The sequence below is a fragment of the Streptomyces sp. NPDC002788 genome (genome assembly GCF_053592115.1).
Genome location: NZ_JBSFVB010000002.1, coordinates 530,348 through 554,922 on the forward strand (window position 1 = coordinate 530,348; position 24,575 = coordinate 554,922).

Here is a 24,575-nt window from a genome sequence, read left to right on the forward strand (position 1 = left end):
CCGGCCTCCGCCGGGGCGAGTCCCGGACCCGCCCCGGCACCGGCTGATCCGCTGGTGAAACGCCGCCTGCGCCACATCGACCCGTCGGGTCACACCGGTTTGACGGGCACTCCTCCGGCTGCGGCGCCCAGCAGCGTCAGCCGCACGTCCCCCGGCCCCGACGGTGTGGTCCCGTCGGACAGCACCGCCAGCGCCAGTGTGTTGGCACCACGCGTGCGCAGAATCCCGTTCGGCAGCACGAAGGTGTGCTGCGGCCCCACGTCGTTGATGTACTGGCCCATGTTCCAGCCGTTGAGGAAGATCTGGACGCGGTAGGCCCGGTCCGGGTCGTCGTCGAGGACGAGCCCGATCGAGGCGTCGACGCCCGGGTCGACGTCCAGCCGGAAGTCCGTCCGGTACCAGGTGACGCCCTGCCGCCGGTCGGCGCGCGGCAGTTCGGCGTCCCTCCAGCCCTTGCCGTCGTCGTACTCCGGCAGATGCCAGCCCTCGCGCTCCCCGTACAGCCCGCCGGTGTTCATCGGCCCCCGCACGGGGTCGGACGTGGCGGCGCCCTGGATCCGCCAGGTCACCTTCGGCAAGGCGCCCTTGAAGGTGACGGCGGTCAGCCCGCGTGCGGCCTTGTGGGTGTCGAGGGCCTTGCCGTCCATGTCGTGCTGCATCCGCCGGACGAGCACGGACAGGACGTGCCGTTCGCCACCTGCGCGGCGGTCCTCACGGAACCTCTTCCGCAGTTCCTCCGGCAGGGCGAAGGTGGCTTCGGCGGTCCAAGTCCCCTGTCGCGCCCGGTCCTTGTCCGGCACCGGCATCCGGTGCGTGCCCAGCGGCTCGCCGTCCAGCCAGGCCATCAGCAGGCCCTGCGTGCCCGTGCTGCAGGCGAGGGAGACGGACTCGATGCCGTCCGCGTCGGTCCACTCGCCCCGGTACCAGACGTCGCCGTAGTGGAAGGCGTAGTCGTCGGCGAACAGGACCGGGTGCCCGTCGGGCACGGGGGTGGTGCTGAAGGACGTCTTCCTGTCGGCCGTCGTCCAGCCCGAGTCGTCGAATCCGGGCTCGGCCTCAGGGTTCTCGGTCCGCCGCCGCCAGCCGTCCAGGGCGGGCAGGGCCGGCCGGGTCACGCCGGGCAGCGGCCGCAGCGCCAGCAGGCTGCCGGAGGCGCTGATCCGGGTGGGCACCGGGCGCCCGTTCCACGTCACATGGGTGATCCCGCGCGGCCCCCACACCTCCAGGCCGGTCTCGCCGATGGTGTCGCCGGTGAGGTGGACCGAGGAGCCGCGCAGGGTGGCCGACCGCAGCAGGGCCGGGCCGTAGACGAGCAGCGGGCCGGAGGGCGTCTCGTACGGCCACAGCCGCAGGGAGGTCGCGTCGTCGGCGAAGAGCAGCAGCATCGGCGTGTCCACGCCGTCGCCCTCGACCCGCACCCGGCTCAGCCCGCCGGCGCCGAGCGGTGCGGTGACGTTCAGCTTGCCGAGGTTCCAGGACCACGCGGGCTCCGCGTCCAGCCGCATGGGCGTCGGCTCGTCCGCGCAGTCCAGCACGACCTGCGCCAGATCGCCCCGCCGGCCCGCGAACACGGCGATGTCCTGCCGCCCCGCGGTCAGGCTCAGCATGGGCTGCACGGTGGCGTGCACCAGCGTCCGCTTCCCCAGCCTCAGCCCGGCGGCGATCAGCTTGGCGTCCCGCGCCGGGACCGTGACCGGCACGTCGATCCCGGCGTCCGGCAGCGTCGAGGACACCGTCTCGGCGGAGTCGTTGCGCAGCACGTAGAAGTGGGCGCCGGTGTCGGGGTTGGCCAGGTGGTAGACCTTGATCCGCTCGTCGGCGGCCCGGACGGCCTTCGCCCGGTTCAGCTTGGCGAGGTCCGGCACGTGTCGCAGCAACTGCCCGATCTGGTGCATCGGGGCGAGCTTCGGGGTGGCGTTGCGGGCCTCGTCGAAGGCCGCGCCGTAGTCGTACGACGTGTAGACGACCGGCGCGGGCAGCCAGCCCCAGGAGGTGCCGCCGTACGTCATGTAGACGTTGTGCAGCGTGATGCCGTTGGCGAGGTTGGTGAGGTAGAAGCGCCGCTCGTACGCCGCGTCCCGGGTCCGGCGCGCTTCGGCGTACCCCTTGCCGTCGAACCAGGACCCGCCCCACGGGTCGAACCAGCCCCCGCCGAACTCGGGCACGAACCCGGGCGTGCGCGGACTGGCCGTGGCCCCGCCCTTCGGCCCGCCGGTCCCGAAGTGCCCCCAGTCGGGCGGCACCTCGTCCGGCTCCGGGTATCCGTCGAACCCGTACAGCCAGCGCCCCTTCTCACCGCCGGTGCCGAACGACCCGGGCACCCAGTCCCCGTTCCGTCCCTTGTCGTTGTGGAACAGCGGCACGTCGATGCCGTCCTTGCGGACCTTCTCGTACAGGTACGACATGTAGGCGCGCCCGGTCGGCTCGTCGACGTGGGCGTCGTACTCGTTCTCGATCTGGTACAGCAGCACCGTGCCCGTGCCCCGGGTGAACAGGCGCTTCGCGACGATGGCGTTGACGGCGGACAGCCACTCGTCGACGTACCGCAGATACGTCGGGTCGGAGGTCCGGGCCGTGCCCTCGGTGGCGGTGAGCCAGCCGGGGAAGCCGCCGGCGTCGACCTCCGCGTTGATGTAGGGGCCGGGCCGCAGGATCACGTACAGACCGGTCTCGGCGGCCATGCGCAGGAACAGGTCCAGGTCGCGCACACCGGTGAAGTCGTACCGGCCGGGGGCGGGGGAGTGGTAGTTCCAGGCGACGTACACGCTGACGGCGTTGTAGCCGTGAGCACGCATCTTCTCCAGCATGTCCCGCCACAGGGACGGGCTCGGCAGCCGGAAGGGGTGCAGCTCGCCCGACCAGAGCACCAGACGCCGGCCGTCGACCAGCAGCGAGTACCGGTCGAAGCCGATCTTGTGCGGTCTGCCGTCCGCGCTCGGCACCGGTGGCGGCGGGCCGGTGGGTACGGAGCGTGCCGGGTTGGCGGAGGTCGGCGACCCGCTGCCGGTCAGCGCGAAGCCGAGCGCCGCCGTGCCGGCGAGAGCGTGGAAGGTACGCCTGCTGAGCTCCAAGGGAGCGCCTCCTGTTGTGCCATGCCGTGCGTGGTGCCGGTGTTCTCTTGCTGACTGGCCGGTGCTGGTGCTGGTGCTGGTGGTGCGTCCATGTCTACAGGGTGACCGCGGCAGTGGTCCTCCGGTCGCGGACGTGATCCGGGCCGTGGACGGCCCGATCGTCTTGGTGCGCGGCGAGCGGACGACCGGCCTCGCCTGCACCGGCACCGCCGAGCCGCTGCCGCCGCTGCGGATCGCCCTGCGGGCCGATGTGCGCAGGATCCTGGAGGGCGTGACGGTCGCCGACCTCACGGCCGGCGCGCTGCCCGCCGTGTCCGCGGGGGAGCCGGTGGGTGATCCTCATCGCGTCCTCGGGGTGTCCTGGTCTGACGCACTGGTACGCACCTTATGCGCCCGCAGGTACTGCTGGTGCCGACGGGGCCCGCGTGGACAAACCCGGCGCCCTTCCCCCGGGTGTGATCCCGCCACTGTGAATGGCCGGAGACCGCCCTGGCCCGCCTCTCCCGCCCTGCGTACGATGCGACCGCTCCCGGCCTTCACGGCCCCTCCATGGAATGGTCACAGGCCGGGCGCGCATGCGCTGTCGGTTTGACATGCCCATGCCTATTTCATGCTGCACCCCCCACGAACGGATGGGAGAACCATGGCCGGTGGCCTGCTTCTGAGCGGCGCGATCGCCGCGCTCCTCACCAGCGCACTCCCCGCACAATCCCCGTCCTCCGGGTTCGTCGACCCGCCCCCGGACAAGATCGTCATCAAGGTCGCCACCGTGAACGGCTCCGGCTGCCCCCAGGGCACGGCCGCGGTCGCCGTCTCCGAGGACAACACGGCCTTCACCGTGACCTACAGCGACTACCTCGCCCAGGCCGGCGGAGGCTCCGACCCGACCGCGTTCCGCAAGAACTGCCAGCTCAGCCTGATCGTCCACGTGCCCCAGGGCTTCACGTACGCCATCGCCAGCGCCGACTACCGCGGCTTCGCCTCACTGCAGCGCGGCGCCAGCGGCTCCCAGCGAGCCTCGTACTACTTCCAGGGCTCGCCGAGCACCGTGTACAAGAACCACCCCTTCAGCGGCCCCTACAACGACAACTGGCAGGCCACCGACGAGACGGACTGGGCCCAACTGGTCTACGCACCCTGCGGAGTCCAGCGCAACTTCAACATCAACACCGAGATCCGGGTCAACGCCGGTACCCAGTCGGCCGACAAGGTCAGCTTCATGACGATGGACTCGACGGACGGGGACATCAGCACGGTGTACCACATGGCGTGGAAGGAGTGCCCGGGGAAGTCCTGACAGCGAACGGGGGCGGCCCACCGGTGCGGTGGGCCGCGCTCGGCTACCGCCCTGCGAGTGCCGCAGCGGTAGCCAGGTGGGCAGGACGGGCGGCCAGCGCGATCGCCACGGAGCCGCCGGGCCCGTCCACCAGAAGCGCGGCTACTGCGGCGAGGCTGGGCGTTACGGCGGCGCTGCGCGCGGTTCGCTCTCCTTGCGGTCACGATGACGGGAGAGACGAGACTGACCACCGAGGACGGATACGCCATGGATTTCTTCTGCTATCACCGCGATCGGCCCGGCTCCCTGCCGCTGCGCAGGCAGTCGGGGGAAGCGCACTGGGCCTACATGGACCGGTACGAGGCGGAGCTGATCGCCCGTGGGCCGACCTTCGCCGGTGACGGGGAGACGCCGACCGGCAGCGTGCACATCGTCGACCTGCCGGATGCCGCCGCCGCCCGCGCGTTCGCCCTCGACGAGCCCAACTACCAGGCCGGGGTGTACCGGGACGTGCTGCTGCGGCGGTGGCGCAACGTGCTGGGGCGCACCATGTGGGACTTCCCCGGTGGCCGGACGAGCGGCAACCGCTATCTCGTGCTCGGCCTCGGCCCGGAGCCGGGGGCCGGCCTCGATGTGCCGTCCACCTGGGACGAACTGATCGCGTACGGGCCGTTGCTGTCCGACGACGGCGCGGTCTGGGTGGGCACGGCGGCACTGGTCAGGGCCCCGGACGTGGACACGGCGCGTGCCGTGCTGACCCGGGGCCGGTACGCCGGCATCGAGGTCCACGCCTGGGAGTTCGGCGGGCGCCGGTGACGAGCGGCCCCCGGCGGCTACTTGGTGGCGTGCGTGAGGAAGGCCGCCCAGGCGGTGGGGGAGAGGGCGAGCTGGGGGCCCTGCTTGTTCTTGGAGTCGCGGATGTGGATGGTGTGGGGGTGGGTGGCTATTTCGAGGCAGTCGCCGTCGCCGCTGCTGCTGTAGCTGGACTTGATCCATGCCAGCTCGCTGGTGTTCATAGGTCTCCTCGCATCCGCTGCAACAGGCTCATGGAGTCCGCCAGGGTGAGAGCCTGTGAGCGCATCCTGGCATAGCGCCGGTGGAGCACGCTGATCTCTTTCGGGTCGGAGACGAACTGTCCGCCACGCTGACCTTCGTTGTAGGCCAACCACCGGTTCTCAGGTGTCTCCAACAACTGCATGGGCCCCGCCAACCCGGCGTGCGACGCTTGCGTGACTGGCATGACCTGGATCTCCACGTTTCGAAGCTCAGCGATCTCCAGCAGGTGGTCGACGAGCTCTCGCATGACCTCCGTACCGCCCGTGCGCCGCAGGAACAGGTGCTCTTCCAGGATGAAGCTGAACGCGGTGTTGGGCAGTTCCCTCAGCAGCCGTTGGCGCTCCGCCCTGGCGGCCCACCGCTCCTCGATCTGTGCGTCGTCGAGCGGGGGCCACTGTGCGGAGAAGAGAGTCCGCGCGTACGCCTCCGTCTGCAGCAGGCCGGGGATCATGCGGCACTCGTAGGTGTACAGGGTGATCGCAAGCCGCTCCAGCCCAGCCCATCGCCGGAACCAAGCCGCCAGCCCTGACTGACGCTCGAGATGGACGGCCGCTTTCCGCAACGCTCCGGTGTTGCCCAGCGCTTCTTCCGCCCGCTCGACGAACACCGGATCCGGCATCCGCCGCCCCAGCTCCACGGACGCCACCGTGTGTTTGGAGAACCGCACCAGTTCGCCGAACTCCTCCCGGCTCAACCCGGCGTGCTCCCGCAAGCCCTGCACCACCGCCCCGAACGTCCGCAAGCTGTCCGACGACTCCGGCTCGCTGCCCGTACCCGTCCCCACCGCGCCATCGACCACGGTCGATCACCTCCCGCGGGTCATGGTCACGGAGCGTCACTAGTACTGTCCAGTCCGTGACCGCGTACGCTGGCCCGGCGTACGCGGCCCGGACCTCGCGAAGTGCCCGCCCGGCGCGGGAAATTGGCCGCATGGAAGCACCTGCCACTCCCCGAACGCCCGTGACCGCACGTACGTTCTGTCAGCGCCTCAGTGCGACCCCGCGCGGGGCGCGACTCGCCCGGCACCTCGCCCTGCACCAACTGCACACCTGGGGCGTCCCCCACGGCGCGGACGTCTCCGACAGGGCCGGCGCGATCGTCGCCGAGCTGGCTGCCAACGCGGTGACCCACGGGCGCGTGCCCGGCAGGGACTTCGAGCTGCGGCTGTCCCTCCTCACGGGCGGCGGTGTCCGTATCGAGGTCAGCGACACCCGCACAGGGCCGCCGGGCCTGCCGGGTCCCGAGGGTGTGCGGACCCCGCACCCGCTCGACGAGCACGGCCGCGGCCTTCTCCTCGTCGACGCGCTCGCCGACCGCTGGGAGGTGCTCCGCAGGGAGCCGCCGCCCGGCAAGACCGTCCGTGCCGAGATCGGTACCGAGGATGTCGGCGTCGCGCCCGAGCGGAAGTCCTGAGTCCGTATGGTGGGCCTCTCGTTCATCAGGTGGACACCAGGTTGCTGTGATCTTCGTGCGGGCAGGATGCCCGGCATGACCAGGGAGATACGGCAGGCGTACCTAGAGGCCGCCGAACGGGGTGTTCAGCTTCTGGCGAGGGATGAGGTGGCCCGATGCTGGGAGGAAGAGTCCGTGCTGCCGGGGTTGTCGGTGGGCGGACTGGCCGGTCACCTCGCGCGCAGTGTTCTGCAGGTCGAGTGGTTCCTCGATGGTGAGGTGGCCGGCGCCGAACCGGTGTCCGCGGTGCGCTACTACGCCAGGCTCGTCGGGACGTCCGTGCCCGACTCCGCGCTCAACGTCGGCGTACGGGCGCGGGGCGAGGAGACGGCCGCGGCCGGCTCCGCCGTCGTGGCCGAGCAGGCGCAGGCCGCGTGGCGGCGGCTGGCGCGGCGGCTGGACGAGGAGCCGGCCGATCGGCGGGTGGCCGTCCTCCACCGGCCGGGAGAGGAAATGCTGCTCGACGGCTACCTCGAGACCCGGTGTGTCGAACTGGCGGTCCATCTGGACGACTTGGCCTTGAGCGTGGGCCTTCGTCGCCAGGCGCCTGAAGCCGCACTCGCCGTCGCGGTCGACGTGCTGGTCGCGGCAGCCCGCGACCGGCATGGCGATCAGGCCGTGCTGCATGCGCTGGCCAGGCGCGAACGCGATATCGACCAGGCGTTGCGCGTGCTGTAGGCGCCGCAACCGTCCTGTCCGGTGGGGGGCCGGACGGGACGGCGTTCCTGTTGTTGCTGCGCGGACCATTGACGCGTGGGTGGTTCGACTCTAAGTTCCGTTCGAACTTGCGTGCACTGTTCGGTATTTCGGTCATCTCGGTGACCTGGACCAGCACTGTCACCCCCACCGCAAGGAGGACTCCGCATGAGCCGCTCCACCCTCCGCAAGCGCACCGCCCTGATAGCCGTCCCCGCCGCCGCCCTGCTCGCCCTCGTTCCGGGCACGGCGTCCGCGTACCCCAACCCCGGGCGGGTCACCGGGGACATCGTCACCCATGACCCGTCGATGATCCGCACCTCGTCCGGTCAGTACCTGCTCTACGCCACCGGCGGCGGCATCGCCAACAAGACGTCCAGCGACCGGACGGCCTTCCGCAACGGCGGCGACGCCTTCGCCGCCCGGCCGAGCTGGTGGCGGAACTACTCCTCCGTCCCCGAGGCCTGGGCGCCGGACATCTCGTACCACGGCGGCAAGTACCTGATGTACTACTCCGTCTCGAAGTTCGGCTCGAACACGTCCGCCATCGGCCTCGCGACCTCCAGCACAGGCCAGGCGGGCAGCTGGACCGACCAGGGGATCGTCCACACGTCGAACTCCTCCAGCGACTTCAACGCCATCGACCCGAACCTCTTCGTGAACGACGACGGCAAGTGGTGGCTGTCCTTCGGCAGTTGGTGGACCGGGATCAAGATGATCCAGATCAATCCGTCCACCGGGAAGCAGCTCACCTCGAACACCACCCGGTACTCGCTCGCCTCCCGCCCGACCGGGACCAAGGCCGTCGAGGCGCCCTTCATCGTCAAGCGGAACGGGTACTACTACCTCTTCGCCTCGTACGACACCTGCTGCAACGGGACCAGCTCCACCTACAAGGTGAAGGTCGGTCGCGCCTCCAGCATCACCGGGCCGTACCGCGACAAGAACGGCGTCGACCTGATGAACAACGGCGGGACGCCCGTACTGGAGTCCCATGGCAGCGTCATCGGCCCGGGCGGACAGTCGATCATGAAGGACGCCGACGGCGACCTGATCGTCTACCACTACTACGACGGCAACGCCAACGGCACCCCGAAGCTCGGCATCAACCTTCTGAACTGGAGCAGCGGATGGCCCGTCGCCTACTGACCCTGCTGGCGGCCCTGCTGCTCGCGATCGGCCTCGGCCAGCCGTCCGCGAGCGCCGCCTCGTTCGCCAACCCGGTCAAGTCCGTCAAGGGCGCCGACCCCTGGATCTCGTACCATGACGGCAACTACTACCTGGTGACGACGAGCTGGACCGACGTCATCACCATCCGCAAGTCCGCCACCCTCGCCGGGCTCTCCACCGCCCCGAGCGTGCAGGTCTGGAAGGGCGACGCCGCCTCCCGGTGCTGCAACATCTGGGCGCCCGAGCTGCACTTCATCGACGGCCGCTGGTATCTGTACTACGTCGCCGGGCAGAACGTGTCCGACTACAACCCGACGCAGCGCAGCCACGTGCTGCAGAGCGCGGGATCGGACCCGATGGGACCGTACACCTACAAGGGGCAGCTCAACAGCGCCTGGATGCTGGACCCGAGCGTGATGAACGTGGGCGGCAAGTTGTACATGCTGGGCAGCGCCATCACCGGCGGGACACAGAACCTCGTCGCCGCGCCGATGTCCAACCCGTACACCGTCAGCGGCGCGTACTCGACGATCTCCACGCCTACGCACGCCTGGGAACGGCAGGGCGGCACCGTCAACGAGGGCGCCGAGGTGCTGCAACGGAACGGCCGGACCTTCCTGATCTACTCCGCGAGCGGCTGCTGGACCCCCGACTACAAGCTGGGCCAGCTGGAGCTGACCGGCTCCAACCCGCTGTCCGCCTCCTCCTGGACGAAGAAGTCCACGCCCGTCTTCCAGCGGAGCGACGCCAACGGGGTGTACGGACCCGGCCACAACGGGTTCTTCACCTCACCGGACGGCCGTGAGAACTGGATCGTCTACCACGCCAACGACTCCGCCTCCGAGGGCTGCGACAACGGCCGTACGACCCGGGCGCAGAAGTTCACCTGGAACTCCGACGGCACCCCGAACCTCGGTACGCCGGTGCGGCTGGGGGCGAGTATGGCCGGCCCGTCGGGTGAGCCGGCGAGCGCGTCGACGACCTACACCGTCAGCAACCGCAACAGCGGCAAGTGCCTGGACGTGCCCGGTGGTTCGACGGCGGACGGGGCCAACGTCGTGCAGTACACCTGCAACGGCAACGCCAGCCAGCGATGGCGCCTGGAGGACCTCGGCGACGACACCCACCGGCTGGTGAACGTGGCCACCGGCAAGGTCCTCGACACCGCCGAATGCTCCTCCGCCGACGGCGCCGACCTGCGCCAGTGGTCCTGGCTGAACAACACCTGCCAGCGGTTCCAGTTCGTCGCCACGGACGGCGGCCACGTCCGCATCGTCAACAAGGCCACCGGCAAGGTGGCCGACGTGGCGGACTGCGCCACCACGGACCGCGCGGACGTGCGGCAGTGGACGTGGCTGAACAACGCCTGCCAGCAGTGGAGGCTGAACCCGGCCTGAGGCACGGTGCCGGCCCTCCTCGCACAGGAAACGGGGCGGCGTTCACCGACAGCTGTCGGTGAACGCCGCCCTCGGGCGGAACGCGCGACCATCCTGATCTGCCGAACCACTCCGGCAGTCCGCAGGGCTCGGTCACGGCGTCCCAGAAGCCGTCGAGCGTCTCGACCGGCCTACCCCGCAGGTCAACCACCAGTTCCGACTCAGTCCCTTGGCCATCACGACAGAGTGATCACCCCTCACCCAAGGCAGTGGCGCTCCGAAGAGACACGCTCTAGCCGACCTGCCCCATCCCCGCCGCGTTGGGCCAGCTCTGCGCGGCGGGCCACCCGGTGGCCGGCGCGGGCGTCAGCCCGTTCGTGCCCCTGACCTGCGCGGCCGTGAGGCCGCCACGGGCGGGAACCCCGGGCGGCGTCGGCCCGGTGGCCATGGGCATCGGCGGGGGCATCTGCGCCGGAAAGTGCGCTGCCGGAGCCAACGGCTGCGCCGGAGCGAGCGGTTGGGCCGGAGCGAGCGGCTGCCTCGGGACCTGGGCGGCCGCGGGCGCCATCGGCTGCCCCGGTCCCGGTACGGGCTGCGGCTGGGGCGCCGGCTGAGGAACGGCTTGCGGGACGGGCTGAGGTGCCGCAGGGACGGGCTGGGGCGCCGCAGGGACGGGCTGAGGTGCCGCAGGCACCGGCATCCCACCGCCGTTGCCCGCCGGCACGGCGGACGCGGCGGCGGGGAGCGGCATACCGGTGCCGACGGCACCCGGCGAGCCGAACCCCGGCCCACCGACCCCCGCGGAGGCGGTAAGGCCCGTCCCACCGGCACTCGCCACAGCCGGCGCGGCGGCGAGCCCCGGCCCCCCGGCACCGGCACTCATGGCCTGCGCGGCCAGCCCCCGCATGCCCGACCCGTTCGTCTCGCTCACCAGACGGTCCACGGCCGCCGTACCCGAGCTGTAGCTGGGCCCGTTGCCCGGCTCGGGTACGGCGGCTCCCCTCCTGGACGTCCCGTAGAGCACCTGTTCCAGGCCGGACACCAGGCGACGCACGTCCACCTGGGGGCGCACCACGAGACGCAGGAAGCGGCTGGACGAACCGATCTTGTTGCCGCACTCGCGGACCAGGATCCGGTGCTCGGTGAGCATCCGGTCCCGGACCACGGTGCCCTCGGCGCCCACGGGGAGGCGTACGAAGAGGAAGTTGCCCTGCGACGGGTAGACCGTCAGGCCGGGCAGCGCGGAGAGCTGGGAGGCCATGTCGAGCCGGTCCCGGCGCACCTGCTGGAGGCTCTGCGCGTACTCGGCGCCGTGCTCCTTCAGCATGAACACCACGTGCTCTGCGAAGGAGTTGAGGTTCCACTTGGGCAGCATCGAGCGGATGCGGCCCGCGAGCGCCGGGTTGGCGACGAGGTAGCCGAAGCGGATGCCGTGCAGGCCGAAGTTCTTGCCGAGGCTGCGCAGCACGACGACGTTGGGCCGCAGCATCGCCTCCTGGACGACGGACGGTTCCGCCTCGGCGTCCGCGAACTCCAGGAAAGACTCGTCGACGACGACCAGGTCGAGGTCGGCCATGGCGTCCATGAACTGCACGAGGGCGTGCTTGTGCAGGAAGCCGCCGTCGGGGTTGTTCGGGTTGCAGATGACCGCGACGCGGGTGCCGCGGGCCCGGATGAACTCGGCGTACTGCGCGAGGTCGAGGGCGAAGCCGCTGGACTCCTGGAGCGGGAACATGTCGACCCGCTTGCCGGTCTCCATGGGCTGGTCGGTCCAGCGGCCGAACGTGGGGACGGGGACGGCGAGGGACTCGCGCACCAGCAGATGGTCGATCCAGGTGATGAGCTCGGTCGAGCCGTTGCCCATGGCCACGCATTGCGGGGGCAGCTGGAGCAGGCTGCACAGTTCGGCCGTGATGGTGTCGGCGCTGGACGGGTAGTACGTGATGATGTCGCGCAGCTTGCCCGCCATGTCGTCGAACATGGCCGGGGTCGGGAAGTAGGGGTTGCAGGGGATGCAGAAGTCCACGGGCCCGGCCCCGTCGCCGCCTTCGCGCGTCAAGGCCGCCATCGACGGGCTGTGTGCCGCCGTGCTGCGGAACAGCGACGTGACGTTGTCGGCCATGGAACCTCCGTATGGGGCGGGCCCGTTGGGGACGGGCGGGCCCGACGTTCAAGGGCGGCCCGCGCGGGGGAGCGCGGGCCGCCCTTGGATACGGAGGCCGCTGCGGCACTGTTCAACCGTCGGGAAACCGGTCGGAACTTGTGTCGTGCCTGTGAAGGCCTGTCGGTGGCGTCAGCAGTCGAACGTGTGGACCGTCGTCGTCCGGTACGTCTGCCCGGGCCGCAGCACGGTCGACGGGAACTTCGGCTTGTTCGGCGAGTCCGGGAAGTGCTGCGTCTCCAGGCACAGCGCGTCGCCCTGCCGGTAGGTGCGGCCGGACGGGCCGGTGAGCGTGCCGTCGAGGAAGTTGCCGGAGTAGAACTGCAGGCCCGGTTCGTTCGTGGCGATCTTCATCGTGCGGCCGGAGGCGGGGTCGCGCAGGGTGGCGACGTGCTCGGGCCGGGCGGTGATGCCCTTGTCGAGGACCCAGTTGTGGTCGAAGCCCTTGGCGGTCACCAGCTGCGGGTGGGAGACGCGGATGTCCCGGCCGATCGGCTTGGCCTTGCGGAAGTCGAAGGGGGTGCCCGCGACCTTGGCCAGCTCGCCCGTGGGGATCAGGCCCGAGTCGGTGGGCGTGTAGCGGGAGGCCGCGATCTGGAGCTCGTGGTCCTCGATCGTGCCGCTGCCCTCGCCGGCCAGGTTCCAGTAGACGTGGCTGGTGAGGTTGACGACGGTGGCCTTGTCGGTGGTGGCCTCGTAGTCGACGCGCCAGTCGCCGTGCTTGGTGAGGGTGTACGTCACCTTCGTCTTGAGCGTGCCCGGGTAGCCCATCTCCCCGTCGACGCTCGTGTAGTACAGGTGCAGTCCGACGTCGGAGCCCTTGGTGAACGGCTCGACGTCCCACACGCGCTTGTCGAAGCCCTGGGTGCCGCCGTGCAGGCTGTTCTCGCCGTCGTTGACGGACAGCTGGTAGGCCTTGCCGTCCAGCGTGAACTTGCCCTTGCCGATGCGGTTGCCGTAACGGCCGATGAGGGCGCCGAAGTACGGGGTCTTCGCGACGTAGTCCTCGATGTTGTCGAAGCCCGCGGAGACGTTGGCGTACCGGCCGCGGCGGTCGGGGATCTCCAGGGACTGGACGACGCCGCCCCAGGAGAGGACCTTCAGGCGCGTGCCGCCGTTCTCCAGCGACCAGCTGTAGACCTTGGTGCCGTCGGCCAGCTTGCCGAAGAGCGTCTTCACCGGCTTCCTGCCTCCCGTGGCGTGCGCCGTGCCGCCGAGCGTCGTGGCGGCTATGCCCGCCGCCGCGGCTCCCGCGATGACCGTGCGTCTGTTCAGTTCCATGTGTGCGGCTCCCGATAAGGAGAGGGCCCCGCCTTCGGCGGGGCCCCGATCTGACTTACGAACCGACCTTGCGCTTGTTCCACACGTCGAACCCGACCGCCGCCAGCAGCACCATGCCCTTGATGACCTGCTGCCAGTCGGTGCCGATGCCGACGAGGTTCATACCGTTGTTCAGCACGCCCAGGACCAGGCCACCGATGATCGCGCCGAGGACGGTGCCGACACCGCCGCTCATCGACGCACCGCCGATGAACGAGGCCGCGATCGCCTCCAGCTCGAAGTTGAGGCCGGCCTTGGGAGAGGCCGCGTTGAAGCGGGCGGCGAAGACCAGACCCGCCAGGGCCGCGAGCATGCCCATGTTCAGGAAGACCAGGAAGGTGACCTTCTTGTCCTTCACACCCGACAGCTTGGCCGCCGGGAGGTTGCCGCCGATCGCGTAGATGTGGCGGCCGATGATCGCGTTGCGCATCACGTAGCCGAAGCCGACGAGCAGCACGCCCAGGATGAGCAGCACGATCGGGGCGCCCTTGTAGCTGGCCAGCAGCATGGTGAGCGTCAGCACGGCGGCGCCGATCGCGACCAGCTTCAGCAGGAACAGCTTGGTGGGCGGGACGTCGAGCGAGAACTCCTGCTGCCGCCTGCGGTCACGGACCTCCTGGAAGATCACGAAGGCGATCATCGCGAAGCCCAGCAGCAGCGTGAGGTTGTGGTAGTTCGTCTTCGGGCCGACCTCGGGCAGGAAGCCGTTGGCGACCTTCTGCAGGCCCTCCGGGAACGGGCCGAGGGTCTGGCCCTCGAGGAAGATCTCCGTCAGGCCGCGGAAGATCAGCATGCCCGCCAGGGTCACGATGAACGACGGTATGCCGCCGTACGCGATGAAGAACCCTTGGACGGCACCGGCGATCGCGCCCACGGCCAGGCACAGCACCACCGCGAGCACCCACGGTATGTCGTGTTTGACCATGAACACGGCGGCCATCGAGCCGACGAACGCCGTCAGTGAGCCGACCGACAGGTCGATGTGGCCCGCGATGATGACCAGCATCATGCCGATCGCGAGGATCAGGATGTAGCTGTTCTGCAGCACCAGGTTGGAGACGTTGCGCGGCAGCAGCAGGTCGCCATCGGTCCACACGGCGAACAGCACCACGATCAGGCCGAGCGCGATGAGCATGCCGTACTGCCGCATGTTGCGGCGCATGCCCTCCAGCACCAGTTGCAGAAGTCCGTCGCCGGTGGCCGCCCCTCCCTTGCCGGGCGGCGCGGGGGCCGGGCTCTTGGCGGTCACGTCCGTGCTCATCGGGTTACCTCTTTGTCCTTGGTCATGTGACGCATCAGCGATTCCTGGGAGGCCTCGGCCCGCGAGAACTCACCTGTCAGCCGCCCCGCGGCCATCGTGTAGATGCGGTCGCACATGCCGAGCAGCTCGGGCAGCTCGGAGGAGATGAAGACGACCGCCTTCCCCTGTGCGGCCAGCTGGTCGATGACCGTGTAGATCTCGTACTTGGCGCCGACGTCGATGCCGCGCGTCGGCTCGTCCAGGATCAGCACGTCCGGACCCGAGAAGATCCACTTGCTGAGGACGACCTTCTGCTGGTTGCCGCCGGACAGCTTGCCCACCGGCTCGAAGACGGTCGGCGCCTTGATGTTCATGGACTTGCGGAAGCCCTCGGCGACCTGCCGCTCCTCGTGCTCGTCGACCACACCGCGCTTGGCGACCTTGCCCAGGGCGGTCAGCGAAATGTTCCGGTTGATGGTGTCGATGAGGTTCAGGCCGTAGTGCTTGCGGTCCTCGGTGACGTACGCGATGCCCTGCTTGACCGCCTCCGGGACGGACTTCGTACGGATCTCCTTGCCGTCCTTCAGGACCGTGCCGCCCGCGTACCGGCCGTAGGCGCGTCCGAAGACGCTCATCGCGAGTTCGGTGCGGCCGGCGCCCATCAGGCCCGCGATGCCGACGATCTCGCCACGCCGTACGTGGAGCGACACCTCGTCGCACACCTTGCGCTGCTGGTCGATGGGGTGGTGCACCGTCCAGTTGCGGATCTCCAGGGCGGGCGCCGCCCCCTCCTCGGGCTCGTGCGGCGACCGCTCCGGGAAGCGGTTCTCCAGGTCGCGGCCGACCATGCCGCTGATGATCCGGTCCTCGGTGGTCTCCGGCGCCTTCACGTCGAGCGTCTCGATGGTCTGGCCGTCGCGGAGGATCGTCACCGAGTCGGCGACCTTGCGGATCTCGTTGAGCTTGTGGGAGATGATGATCGAGGTGATGCCCTGCTTCTTCAGCTCCAGGATGAGATCCAGGAGTTTGCCGCTGTCCTCGTCGTTCAGCGCGGCGGTCGGCTCATCCAGGATGAGCAGCTTCACCTTCTTCGACAGGGCCTTGGCGATCTCCACGAGCTGCTGCTTGCCCACCCCGATGTCGGCGACGCGGGTGTCCGGGTGGTCGGAGAGCCCGACCCGGCGCAGCAGTTCGGTGGCGTGCCGCAGGGTCTCGGTCCAGCTGATGATCCCCCGGGTGGCGTGCTCGTTGCCCAGGAAGATGTTCTCCGCGAGGGAGAGGTAGGGCACCAGGGCCAGCTCCTGGTGGATGATCACGATGCCGCGCTCTTCGCTGGCCCGGATGTCCTTGAACTGGCAGACCTCTCCCTCGAAGAGGATGTCGCCCTCGTAGGTGCCGTGCGGGTAGACGCCGGACAGGACCTTCATCAAGGTCGACTTGCCGGCGCCGTTCTCCCCGCAGATGGCGTGGACCTCGCCCTGCCGGACGGTCAGTGTGACGTCCGAAAGCGCCTTGACGCCGGGAAAGGTCTTGACGATCGAGCGCATTTCCAGGACGGGTCCCGCCATGGTCGTGCCTTCCAATCAGTGGTGAATCGTCGGTCGGTGGCGGGGACTACTTGAGGTCGCTTTCCTTGATGTAGCCGGAGTCGACGACCTCCTTCTGGTAGTTGCTCTTGTCCACGGCCACCGGCTCCAGCAGGTAGGCCGGGACGACCTTCGCGCCGTTGTCGTAGGTCTTGGTGTCGTTGACCTCGGGCTTCTTGTCCTTGAGCAGCGCGTCGACCATGTTCGAGGACACCTTCGCGAGCTGGCGGGTGTCCTTGTAGACGGTCATCGACTGCTGGTCCGCGATGATCGACTTCACCGAGGCGACCTCGGCGTCCTGGCCGGTGACGACGGGCAGCGGCTTGCTCTTGGAGCCGTAGTCGTCCGACTTCAGGGCCGACAGGATGCCGATGGAGATGCCGTCGTAGGGCGAGAGGACGGCGTCGACGCGCTCGCTCTTGTAGGCCGAGGTCAGGATGTCGTCCATGCGCTTCTGGGCCGTGCCGCCGTCCCAGCGCAGTGTGGTGACCTGGTTGAGCTTGGTCTGGCCGGAGCGGACGACGAGCTGCTTCTTGTCGATGTAGGGCTGCAGGATGTTCATCGCGCCCTGGAAGAAGTAGCGGGTGTTGTTGTCGTCGTTGGAGCCGGCGAACAGCTCGATGTTGAACGGGCCCTTCTTGGAGCCGTCCTTCAGGCCGAGCTTCTCGACGATGTAGGTGCCCTGGAGCTCGCCGACCTTCTCGTTGTCGAACGACGCGTAGTAGTCGACGTTCTTCGTGCCGAGGATCAGGCGGTCGTAGGAGATGACCGGGATGTTCGCGTCCTTGGCCTGCTGGAGCACGTTGTTCATCGACTTGTTGTCGATGGCCGCGATGATCAGCGCCTTGACGCCCTGCGTGATCAGGTTCTCGACCTGCGAGACCTGCTGGTCCGGGTCGTCCTCGCCGTAGACCAGCTTGGTCTTGTACCCCTTGGACTCGAGGTCCGCGACGACGTTCTTGCCGTCGGCGATCCAGCGCTCGGAGGACTTGGTCGGCATCGCGATGCCGATGGTGGCGCCCTTGGCGCCCCCTTCGCTCTCCTTGCTGCCGCCCTCGCTGTTCTGGCCGCAGGCGGACAGGGTGAGGGCGAGGGACGCGGCTCCGGCTATGGCGGCGAGAGCGGCTCTGCGGTTACGCATGATGATCATCCTTGATCTGTGTGCAGGGCTCGGTCTGGGAGGCGCGAAGTCGCTCCGGGTGGTCGTGCCGGAAAGACCGAGAAGAGATGTGGGGGATTGTGGTCGGCTGTGTCTTCTTTTGTGAAGCCGAGTTTCCGGAACGTTATGCCGAGATCTCGAACCGTTGCAGATCGCCAGGCATCCGGGACCCGAGCGGCGCCATGTCGCCGTCGGCTCCGTGGCGGGCCAGGAGGTCCAGGGCGAGCCGGCCGCGTCGCACGCGCTCCTTGGCGGTGGCCAGGGTCAGCTCCCGCATGTGGTGCCCGTAGGGGTAGATCCCGGGCGCCTTCGACAGGCCGAACTTCAGGTAGAGCGGTGCGCCGCGCCGGATCAGCTCGGCCACCTCGTACATCCGGACGTAGCCGCCGAGGTCGTCGGGGGCCTCGATGTACATGTCCATCGGCGCGCCGGAAACCCGCCGTATCTCGGTGAGGTGATCGAGCGTCAGGTCGCTGGGCACGTTGACCGAGTCGGCGCCGAGGCGCTCGTAGACCGCATAGGCGGCCGGGTTGACGGGGCCGATGAGCGCGGAGACCTTCAGCGTGGTGTCGGCCGGGATGATCCCGGCGGCTCTCGCCCGGTGCAGGGTCCACAGCACGCCCTCGTCGGCGACGAGCAGGCACTTGACGCCCAACTCCGTTGCCCTGACGGCGTCTTCGACGCAGCCGGCGACGGCGTCATGACCGCGGGCGCGCAGCCCGGCCCCTCGCGAGTCGGTGCGCGTGGAGCCGCCGATGTCCCACGTGCCGCGCGGGCCGGTGAACAGGCAGAGCTCGATGTCGCGTTCGGCCGTCGCCTCGACCATCTCGGTGATCTCGGCGTCGGTCAGCATCCACACGCCGCTGCCCTGGCTGATCCGGTGGATCGGCACGTCCAGCCGCGAGGCTTCCTTCAGCACCACCGCCAGCGCCTCGGGACCCTCGCACGAGGGGATCTCGGTGCGCCAGCGGCCGCCGCCGGGGAAGGAGTGCGCAGAGGCGTCGGCGGGGTCGAGGGCGGGCGCGTTCAGGCCCAGCGCGGTGAGCGCCTGCTCACCGGGCCTGCGGGAGGCCGGGGCGGAAGCGTCGGTCACAGGAATGTCCTTCGGTTCGATATTTCGGACGAGGTTCGCGGTCCTGGGTAGGGCAAGGCTGGTGTACGCCGGTACGAGGGCCGTCAGGTTCCCCCCGTACCGGCGTACGTCTAGGGGTGGAGCAGCACCTTGCCCACCTTCGGGTCGCCGGCTCCCACCAGCTCGATGGCCTGCGAGAACTCGGCGAGCGGCAGCTCGTGCGTCACCAGCGGCAGCGGGTCGAGCAGCCCGGCGGCGAACACCCGCACCGTGTGCGCCCAGGCGTCCGGCGGAGCACCGAAGACCGTGTGCACCTCCAGCTGCCGCACGACGAGGTCGGTCGGGTCGAGGCCGTCGGCGCCCGGCGCCGGGATGCCGGTCAGGACCAGCCGGCCGCCGCGCCGGAGGAGGCCGGCGGAGAGCCGGGCGGCGTCTGCGGACCCGGCCGTCTCGATCACCACGTCGAAGTCGTCCGGGAGCTCCTGGTCCTTCGTCCGGAAGTCCGTCGCGCCGTACTGCCGCGACAGCGCCTCCCGGTCCCGGCGGGTGCCGACGACCAGCAACTCGCCGGGCGAGCTCGCCTTCAGGAACTGCACGGCGAACATGCCGAGCGTGCCGGTGCCGACCACGGCGACGCGCTCGCCTGGCTGCGCGTTCCCCTTCAGCGCGGCGGCCGCGATGCACGCCGCGGGCTCCAGGAGGGCCGCGGCCGTGAGGTCGCAGTCGTCCGGGAGGGCGTGCAGCAGGCGCGCCGGGAGGGTCAGCGTGGCCGCCATCGCGCCGGGCTGCGTGAACCCGGTCTCCTCGTACCCGGCCGTGCACAGCGTCGTGTCGCCCGCGTGGCAGCGGTCGCAGACCTGGCAGTTGCGGAAGCCCTCACCGACGACCTTGCGTCCGACGAGGGACTCGGGGACGCCGGCGCCCACGGCTTCCACCGTCCCGGACCACTCGTGGCCCGGGGTGAGCGGGTAGCGCACATAACCCTCGGGGCGGTTGCCCTGGTAGACCTCGCGGTCGCTGCCGCAGATCCCGGAGGCGTGGACCCGCACCAGCGCCTCGCCGGCCTCGGGCCGGCGGGGCTCGTGCGGGACGAGACGGTGCTCGCCCGGGGCGTCGATCACTACCGCCGTGCTCACGTGGCGCCTCCGGGTTTCGAAGGTTTCGGTTGCCGGTTCTGGGTTTCCGCCGGCCGGACGGTCACTGGGTGCCCTTCGGCTTGCGCTGTTCCCAGCCCTCCGCCCAGAGGTCGAAACGCGCCTGCTGCTGCGGGAACTCGGCGGCGGCGTCGACGTCCAGCTCCACACCGAGGCCCGGGGCGTCGGAGAGGTGGAAGCAGCCGTCCTCCGGGTTCACCTGCGGCGCGCCCTTGACCACCTTCTTGATCTCCGCGTCGGCGAAGTCGTTGAAGTGCTCAAGGATCTTGAAGTTCGGGGAGGTGAAGCCGACCTGCAGTGACGCGGCGGTCAGGACCGAGCCACCCACGTTGTGGGGGGCGACCAGCATGTAGTGGGTCTCGGCGGTCGCGGCGAGCTTCCGGGTCTCCCAGATTCCACCGATATGGCCGACGTCCGGCTGGATGATGTCGACGGCCTGGCTCTCGAACAGCTCCCGGAACTCGATCCGGTCGTGGATGCGCTCGCCGGTGGCAACCGGCATGTCGACCTTGGCGGCGACCTTCTCCAGCGCCTTGAGATTCTCCGGCGGGACCGGCTCCTCCAGCCACGCGGGCTTGAACGGCGCCAGCTCCTTGGCCAGGCGCACGGCCGTGGCGGGGGAGAAGCGGCCGTGCATCTCCAGCATCAGCTCGGCCTCGGGGCCGATGGCGTCCCGGACCGCCTCGATCAGGGAGACGGCGTACAGGGTCTGCTGGTGGTCGAGCTCGAAGTGGCCGGTGCCGAAGGGGTCGATCTTGAGTGCCCGGTAGCCGCGCTCCATCACGCCCTGGGCGGCCTTGTGGTAGGCCTCCGGGGTCCGCTCGGTGGTGTACCAGCCGTTGGCGTACGCCTTGACCTTGTCGGTGACCTTGCCGCCCAGCAGCTGCCAGACGGGGACGCCGAGGGCCTTGCCCTTGATGTCCCAGCAGGCCATCTCGATCACGGCGATGCCGGACATCACGATCTCGCCGGCACGGCCGTAGTCTCCGTACTTCATCCGCTTGACGAGGTCCTCGACAGCGAACGGGTCGGAGCCAAGAATGTGGTTGGTCTCGGCCTCCCTCAGGTATCCGAGAAGGGCGTCGGTGTGTCCCAGCATCCGGGTCTCGCCGACTCCGGTGATCCCCTCGTCGGTGTGCACCTGGACGTACGTCAGGTTGCGCCACGGCGTCCCGACCACGTGTGTGCTGATTCCGGTGATGCGCACGGCGGTTTTCCTCGCTGCTTCGTCGGCTCGATCCTGTCAGTGTTCCGCCCGTGTGCCGCAAGCTGTGTTCGAGATTTCGGCACGCGTTCGAAATGCTGGCGTGACAGTAAAGACGGGGTGGTGGGAGTGTCAATGGGTCGCGCGCATAACGGTTTCGACAGTTTCGAAACCAGGGGCGGGGCGTGTCCCTACAGAACCTTCACGGCTGGATCTAGGAACGTTACCGGCGCGGAACTTAATCTTCCCGCGTCATGGACTACTGCGACCCGTGCCGACGGCACCTCAACGGCGCCCTCGCCTGCCCGGGGTGCGGCACCTCAGCCGATACGCTGCGCTCGCTCGAGCGGGGGTACGGCGGGTATGACACCCCGTTCGAGGGGCGCGACGGTGTTCACGCGGGGGTGGACGGGGCAGGCGGTTCCGACGGGCCGGACGGGTCGGATATGTCTCACGGGTCGGACGGTTTCCACGGCGCATACGCCGACGGCGATGACCATGGCCGTGATCATGACCAGGACGACGAGGACGACGGTGCCGGTGAGCCGCTGGGGCGCGCGGCGCGGCGTCGTGGGCGCGGGCGCGGCCCGGCCGCGGACGGTCCGGGCGGGTCGCGTGGTTCGAGTGGGTCGAGCCGGCGGGACCGGAAGGCCGCGGCGCACCGTCGGCGGCGGCGCCGGACCCTGTTCATCGCCACGGGATTCGTGCTGGCGGCGGGTGGACTGAGCCTCGCCGAACTGGGCATGGACGCGCCGAAGCCGACGCCGAAGCCGGCGGCTGCCGGCGGCGAGTCACCGGACGGGGACGCGTCGACGGAGGCGGGCGGTACGGGCCGCCGGCCGGGCGGGGAGGCCCGTGGTGACGACGGGTCGGCGTCTCCTTCCCCGGAGGCTTCCGACTCGCCGTCTGCTTCCGCGTCCCCGGAGGACGAGAAGTCGAAGGACGCGCAGGACGCCGAGGCCACGAAGGGTCCCGGGTCGTCCACGCAAGTCACCTCCCCGAGCCGCCCGGCATCCGCCCCCACGGGAGCGCCTCCGGCCCCGGCCCCCAGCCGGACCAGCGACCCGACGACTCCGCCCCCGTCCCCAAAACCGTCCCCGTCGGAGACCTGCGACCGCTTCCTGTGGTGGTGTGCTTAGCACGTACGGCGCGTACGCCGGCTTGCGTTCACAGGAACTTGCCGATGACTTGACGATCCGTTCCCTGTGCGTTCAGCCGGCTGTCCCTGTCTGATCTGTGTGCAATCCCTAGGTTTCCCGTGGGTTTTGGGAGACAGGGACTATGGACACATTCCTCGCGGTTCGGGCTCGTGGGATCACCAAGTGCTTCGGCGACGTCGTCGCACTCGACGGCATCGATCTGGACGTGGCGCCGGGCCGGATCCACGGCCTGGCCGGACCGAACGGCGCCGGCAAGACGACATTGCTCGGCCTCCTGCTGGGCCTCGCCGTCGCCGACAGCGGCACCCTCGAGATTCTCGGCACACCGGTCGGACGGGCGCTCGCCGCTCCCGACGGTGTCGCCGGTTTCGTCGACGGGCCCGGTCTCTATCCCTCGCTCACCGCGCGGCAGAACCTCGCGGCGCTGGCCGCTCTGCGCGGCCGTGACGCGTGGACGGCGGGCATCGACGACGTGCTCGACCAGGTGGGGCTCACGGACGTCGCCGACGACCGGACCCGCGGTTTCTCCCTCGGCATGCGTCAACGGCTCGGGCTCGCCGCCGCCTTGCTCACCAAGCCCCGGTTGCTCGTGCTCGACGAACCCTCCAACGGGCTCGACCCGGCCGGCAAGAAGCACGTGCACGGTGTCCTCGACCGGCTCGCGGCGGACGGGACCAGCGTCGTGCTCTCGAGCCACCGCATGGACGACCTCGAGGCACTGTGCTCGGACGTCACCATCATCGCCGCCGGACGGGTCGTCTTCTCGGGCCCGTTGGACAAACTGGCCGCCGAGAACGATGAACTGGACTACCGGCTGCTCACCTCCGACCCGCGGGCCGCCCGGCGACTGGCCCTCGACACGGACGGGATCCGGGTCGCCGACCACGCCGGGGCCCGGCACCCCGCCGAGGTGCTCGTCGTGCGCGCGCTGGTGGTGACCCTCGACGAACTGGTGGCGCGGCTCGTGCGCGCGGGCATCGCGGTGCGCGAGCTCGCCCCCGTGGTGTCGCCGCTCGAAGCCGCGTTCCTCGCCCTCACCGAACAGCAGGAGTCCGGCCGATGACCGCGACCGTCACCCGGGCGCATGCCCCGGTCCCCGGGACCCGCGTCTCGCTGACGCGCGGCTACCGCTTCGAAGTCGTCAAGCTGGTCTCGCACTGGAGGATCCGCCTGCTGGTCCTGGCCTGCTGGATCGCGCCGGCGCTCTTCGTCGCCGCCGTGAGCCGGCAGATGACGCTCCCGTCCGACACCCTCTTCGGCCGCTGGATGCACGCCACGGGGTGGGCCGGGCCGCTGGTGACGCTCGGTTTCGCGGGCACCTGGGCGCTGCCGCTGCTGACCTCGGTGATCGCCGGTGACATGTTCGCCTCCGAGGACCGGCTCGGCACCTGGCGCCACCTGCTCGTGGCGGTCCGGTCGCCGCGCCGGATCTTCGCGGCGAAGGCGCTGGCCGGTCTCACCGTCCTGCTGCTGCTCGTGGCCGGGCTGGCCTGTTCCAGCACGGTCGGCGGGGTGTTGGCGGTCGGCGACCAGCCGCTGGTCGGCCTCGACGGCCACCTGCTGACACCGGCGGACGCCGCGGAGAAGGTCCTGCTCGCCTGGGTGTGCGTCCTCGCCCCGACCCTGGCCCTCGGGGGTGTCGGACTGCTCGGGTCGGTGGCGCTCGGGCGGTCGCCGATGGGGCTGCTGCTGCCCGCGCTCGTCGCGCTCGCGATGCAGCTCGCCCAGATGATGCCGCTGCCCGTCGCTGTGCGTCTGTCCCTGCCCGGCTACGCCTTCATCTCCTGGAACGGTCTGTTCACCGGCCCGGCGCAGCTCGCCCCGTTGCTGATCGGCATCGTTGTCAGCCTGGTGTGGGCGGTGACCGCGACAGCGCTGGCGTATCTGCTCTTCCTGCGGCGCGACTTCACGAACGCGACCGACGACGGCTCGGCGCGCCGCGCGGTCACCGCCGGAGTCCTGCCGCTCGTCGGGCTGGTGGCCGCGACGATCTCGGTCGTCACCGCGACGACCTCGGCCACGGGCTCGGGGATCGAGCAGGACAAGGTGCAGCGCTCACTCGCCACGGCGTTCGCCCATCTCTACCGCGTGCAGACCGAGCAGCTCAACCGTCCCGCGGTCACCGAAGCGCAGTTGAAGGCCACGGCGACGTGCGACAAGGGCAGCGACAAGGTCGCCGCCGAAGGGCCGGGCAACGACTGGCGTTGCGTCGTCTCCTGGCATCTCCCTGGCGTCGAGGCCGCGGGGACGGCCGTGTACCAGCTCGACGTCACCCCGGACGGTCGTTTCGTGGCCGATGGCGACGGACCGAAGGAAGTGAACGGCTACTTCCTGGTCCGCACCCCGGCCGGGGACGCACCTAACCCGCTGTGGCAGTTCGACGGCAACGTCGAACTGCTCGCCACCTCGAAGGGATAACGCA

General features: G+C 69.8%; 20 protein-coding genes and 1 pseudogene. 10 read left to right on the top strand and 11 right to left on the bottom strand.

The annotated features are described in order from the left end of the window. Positions 1–89: 89 nt before the first annotated feature. Positions 90–3,071 (bottom strand): glycoside hydrolase family 35 protein, encoded by a 2,982-nt coding sequence (locus ACWD1U_RS05660; RefSeq protein ID WP_451104705.1) that lies wholly within the window; start codon positions 3,069–3,071, stop codon positions 90–92. Between the two features lie 124 nt (positions 3,072–3,195). Between ACWD1U_RS05660 and ACWD1U_RS05665 the strand changes: the two are divergent. From ACWD1U_RS05665 to ACWD1U_RS05675, 3 genes and pseudogenes are all read left to right on the top strand, one after another. Next, positions 3,196–3,378, top strand: a pseudogene (locus tag ACWD1U_RS05665) (transcriptional regulator); the annotation flags it as partial. 336 nt (positions 3,379–3,714) lie between these two features. Next, positions 3,715–4,368 carry a DUF4360 domain-containing protein gene (locus ACWD1U_RS05670; protein ID WP_451104706.1) on the top strand — a complete coding sequence of 218 codons (654 nt, stop codon included), beginning with the start codon at positions 3,715–3,717 and terminating at the stop codon, positions 4,366–4,368. Between the two features lie 246 nt (positions 4,369–4,614). Then, positions 4,615–5,163 carry a YciI family protein gene (locus ACWD1U_RS05675; protein ID WP_451105030.1) on the top strand — a complete coding sequence of 183 codons (549 nt, stop codon included), beginning with the start codon at positions 4,615–4,617 and terminating at the stop codon, positions 5,161–5,163. Between the two features lie 17 nt (positions 5,164–5,180). Here the strand turns inward: ACWD1U_RS05675 and ACWD1U_RS05680 are convergent, their stop codons facing one another. Both ACWD1U_RS05680 and ACWD1U_RS05685 read right to left on the bottom strand, forming a co-directional pair. After that, a complete protein-coding gene (locus ACWD1U_RS05680; RefSeq protein WP_451104708.1) occupies positions 5,181–5,363 on the bottom strand; it encodes a DUF397 domain-containing protein in 183 nt (60 codons plus the stop codon). After that, positions 5,360–6,202, bottom strand: coding sequence for a helix-turn-helix domain-containing protein (locus ACWD1U_RS05685; protein ID WP_451104709.1), 843 nt, complete (start codon positions 6,200–6,202; stop codon positions 5,360–5,362). The genes ACWD1U_RS05680 and ACWD1U_RS05685 overlap by 4 nt, the downstream gene beginning before the upstream one ends. A gap of 131 nt (positions 6,203–6,333) precedes the next feature. On the opposite strand from ACWD1U_RS05685, the gene ACWD1U_RS05690 reads away from it, so the two are divergent. The 4 genes from ACWD1U_RS05690 to ACWD1U_RS05705 all read left to right on the top strand — a co-directional run bounded on the left by ACWD1U_RS05690 (position 6,334) and on the right by ACWD1U_RS05705 (position 10,118). After that, positions 6,334–6,816, top strand: coding sequence for an ATP-binding protein (locus tag ACWD1U_RS05690; RefSeq protein ID WP_451104711.1), 483 nt, complete (start codon positions 6,334–6,336; stop codon positions 6,814–6,816). A 75-nt stretch (positions 6,817–6,891) separates the two neighbouring features. Beyond that, the gene (locus ACWD1U_RS05695; RefSeq protein ID WP_451104713.1) at positions 6,892–7,533 is read left to right on the top strand and encodes a maleylpyruvate isomerase N-terminal domain-containing protein; all 642 of its coding nucleotides are present in this window, start codon (positions 6,892–6,894) and stop codon (positions 7,531–7,533) included. A 186-nt stretch (positions 7,534–7,719) separates the two neighbouring features. Beyond that, entirely contained in the window at positions 7,720–8,700 is a 981-nt protein-coding gene (locus ACWD1U_RS05700) for an arabinan endo-1,5-alpha-L-arabinosidase (RefSeq protein ID WP_451104715.1), read from the top strand. Continuing rightward, positions 8,682–10,118, top strand: coding sequence for a family 43 glycosylhydrolase (locus ACWD1U_RS05705; protein ID WP_451104717.1), 1,437 nt, complete (start codon positions 8,682–8,684; stop codon positions 10,116–10,118). The genes ACWD1U_RS05700 and ACWD1U_RS05705 overlap by 19 nt, the downstream gene beginning before the upstream one ends. Positions 10,119–10,389: 271 nt before the next feature. Here the strand turns inward: ACWD1U_RS05705 and ACWD1U_RS05710 are convergent, their stop codons facing one another. The 8 genes from ACWD1U_RS05710 to ACWD1U_RS05745 form a co-directional block, all read right to left on the bottom strand. Continuing rightward, a complete protein-coding gene (locus ACWD1U_RS05710) occupies positions 10,390–12,219 on the bottom strand; it encodes a pyridoxal phosphate-dependent aminotransferase (protein ID WP_451104719.1) in 1,830 nt (609 codons plus the stop codon). Positions 12,220–12,390: 171 nt separating this feature from the next. Further along, complete coding sequence (locus tag ACWD1U_RS05715; protein WP_451104721.1) at positions 12,391–13,539, bottom strand: aldose epimerase family protein; 1,149 nt, start codon at positions 13,537–13,539, stop codon at positions 12,391–12,393. A gap of 55 nt (positions 13,540–13,594) precedes the next feature. Further along, positions 13,595–14,839 carry a multiple monosaccharide ABC transporter permease gene (gene mmsB, locus ACWD1U_RS05720; RefSeq protein ID WP_451104722.1) on the bottom strand — a complete coding sequence of 415 codons (1,245 nt, stop codon included), beginning with the start codon at positions 14,837–14,839 and terminating at the stop codon, positions 13,595–13,597. After that, positions 14,836–16,386: a multiple monosaccharide ABC transporter ATP-binding protein gene (gene mmsA, locus ACWD1U_RS05725; RefSeq protein ID WP_451104723.1), complete on the bottom strand. Its 1,551-nt coding sequence runs from the start codon at positions 16,384–16,386 to the stop codon at positions 14,836–14,838. The genes mmsB and mmsA overlap by 4 nt, the downstream gene beginning before the upstream one ends. A gap of 46 nt (positions 16,387–16,432) precedes the next feature. Beyond that, positions 16,433–17,545 (bottom strand): multiple monosaccharide ABC transporter substrate-binding protein, encoded by a 1,113-nt coding sequence (chvE, locus tag ACWD1U_RS05730; RefSeq protein ID WP_451104725.1) that lies wholly within the window; start codon positions 17,543–17,545, stop codon positions 16,433–16,435. Between the two features lie 142 nt (positions 17,546–17,687). After that, a complete protein-coding gene (locus ACWD1U_RS05735) occupies positions 17,688–18,656 on the bottom strand; it encodes a hypothetical protein (RefSeq protein WP_451104727.1) in 969 nt (322 codons plus the stop codon). Positions 18,657–18,766: 110 nt separating this feature from the next. Beyond that, positions 18,767–19,771, bottom strand: coding sequence for a zinc-dependent alcohol dehydrogenase (locus ACWD1U_RS05740; RefSeq protein WP_451104729.1), 1,005 nt, complete (start codon positions 19,769–19,771; stop codon positions 18,767–18,769). 61 nt (positions 19,772–19,832) lie between these two features. Further along, positions 19,833–20,996 (bottom strand): mandelate racemase/muconate lactonizing enzyme family protein, encoded by a 1,164-nt coding sequence (locus tag ACWD1U_RS05745; RefSeq protein ID WP_030836856.1) that lies wholly within the window; start codon positions 20,994–20,996, stop codon positions 19,833–19,835. Between the two features lie 251 nt (positions 20,997–21,247). Here ACWD1U_RS05745 and ACWD1U_RS05750 point away from each other — a divergent pair, with 251 nt between their 5' ends. The 3 genes from ACWD1U_RS05750 to ACWD1U_RS05760 all read left to right on the top strand — a co-directional run bounded on the left by ACWD1U_RS05750 (position 21,248) and on the right by ACWD1U_RS05760 (position 24,571). Further along, entirely contained in the window at positions 21,248–22,132 is an 885-nt protein-coding gene (locus ACWD1U_RS05750; protein ID WP_451104731.1) for an SCO2400 family protein, read from the top strand. Positions 22,133–22,274: 142 nt separating this feature from the next. Next, positions 22,275–23,216: an ABC transporter ATP-binding protein gene (locus ACWD1U_RS05755; protein WP_451104732.1), complete on the top strand. Its 942-nt coding sequence runs from the start codon at positions 22,275–22,277 to the stop codon at positions 23,214–23,216. Beyond that, positions 23,213–24,571: an ABC transporter permease gene (locus tag ACWD1U_RS05760; protein WP_451104734.1), complete on the top strand. Its 1,359-nt coding sequence runs from the start codon at positions 23,213–23,215 to the stop codon at positions 24,569–24,571. Before ACWD1U_RS05755 ends, ACWD1U_RS05760 begins: the two co-directional genes overlap by 4 nt. Positions 24,572–24,575: the final 4 nt, after the last annotated feature.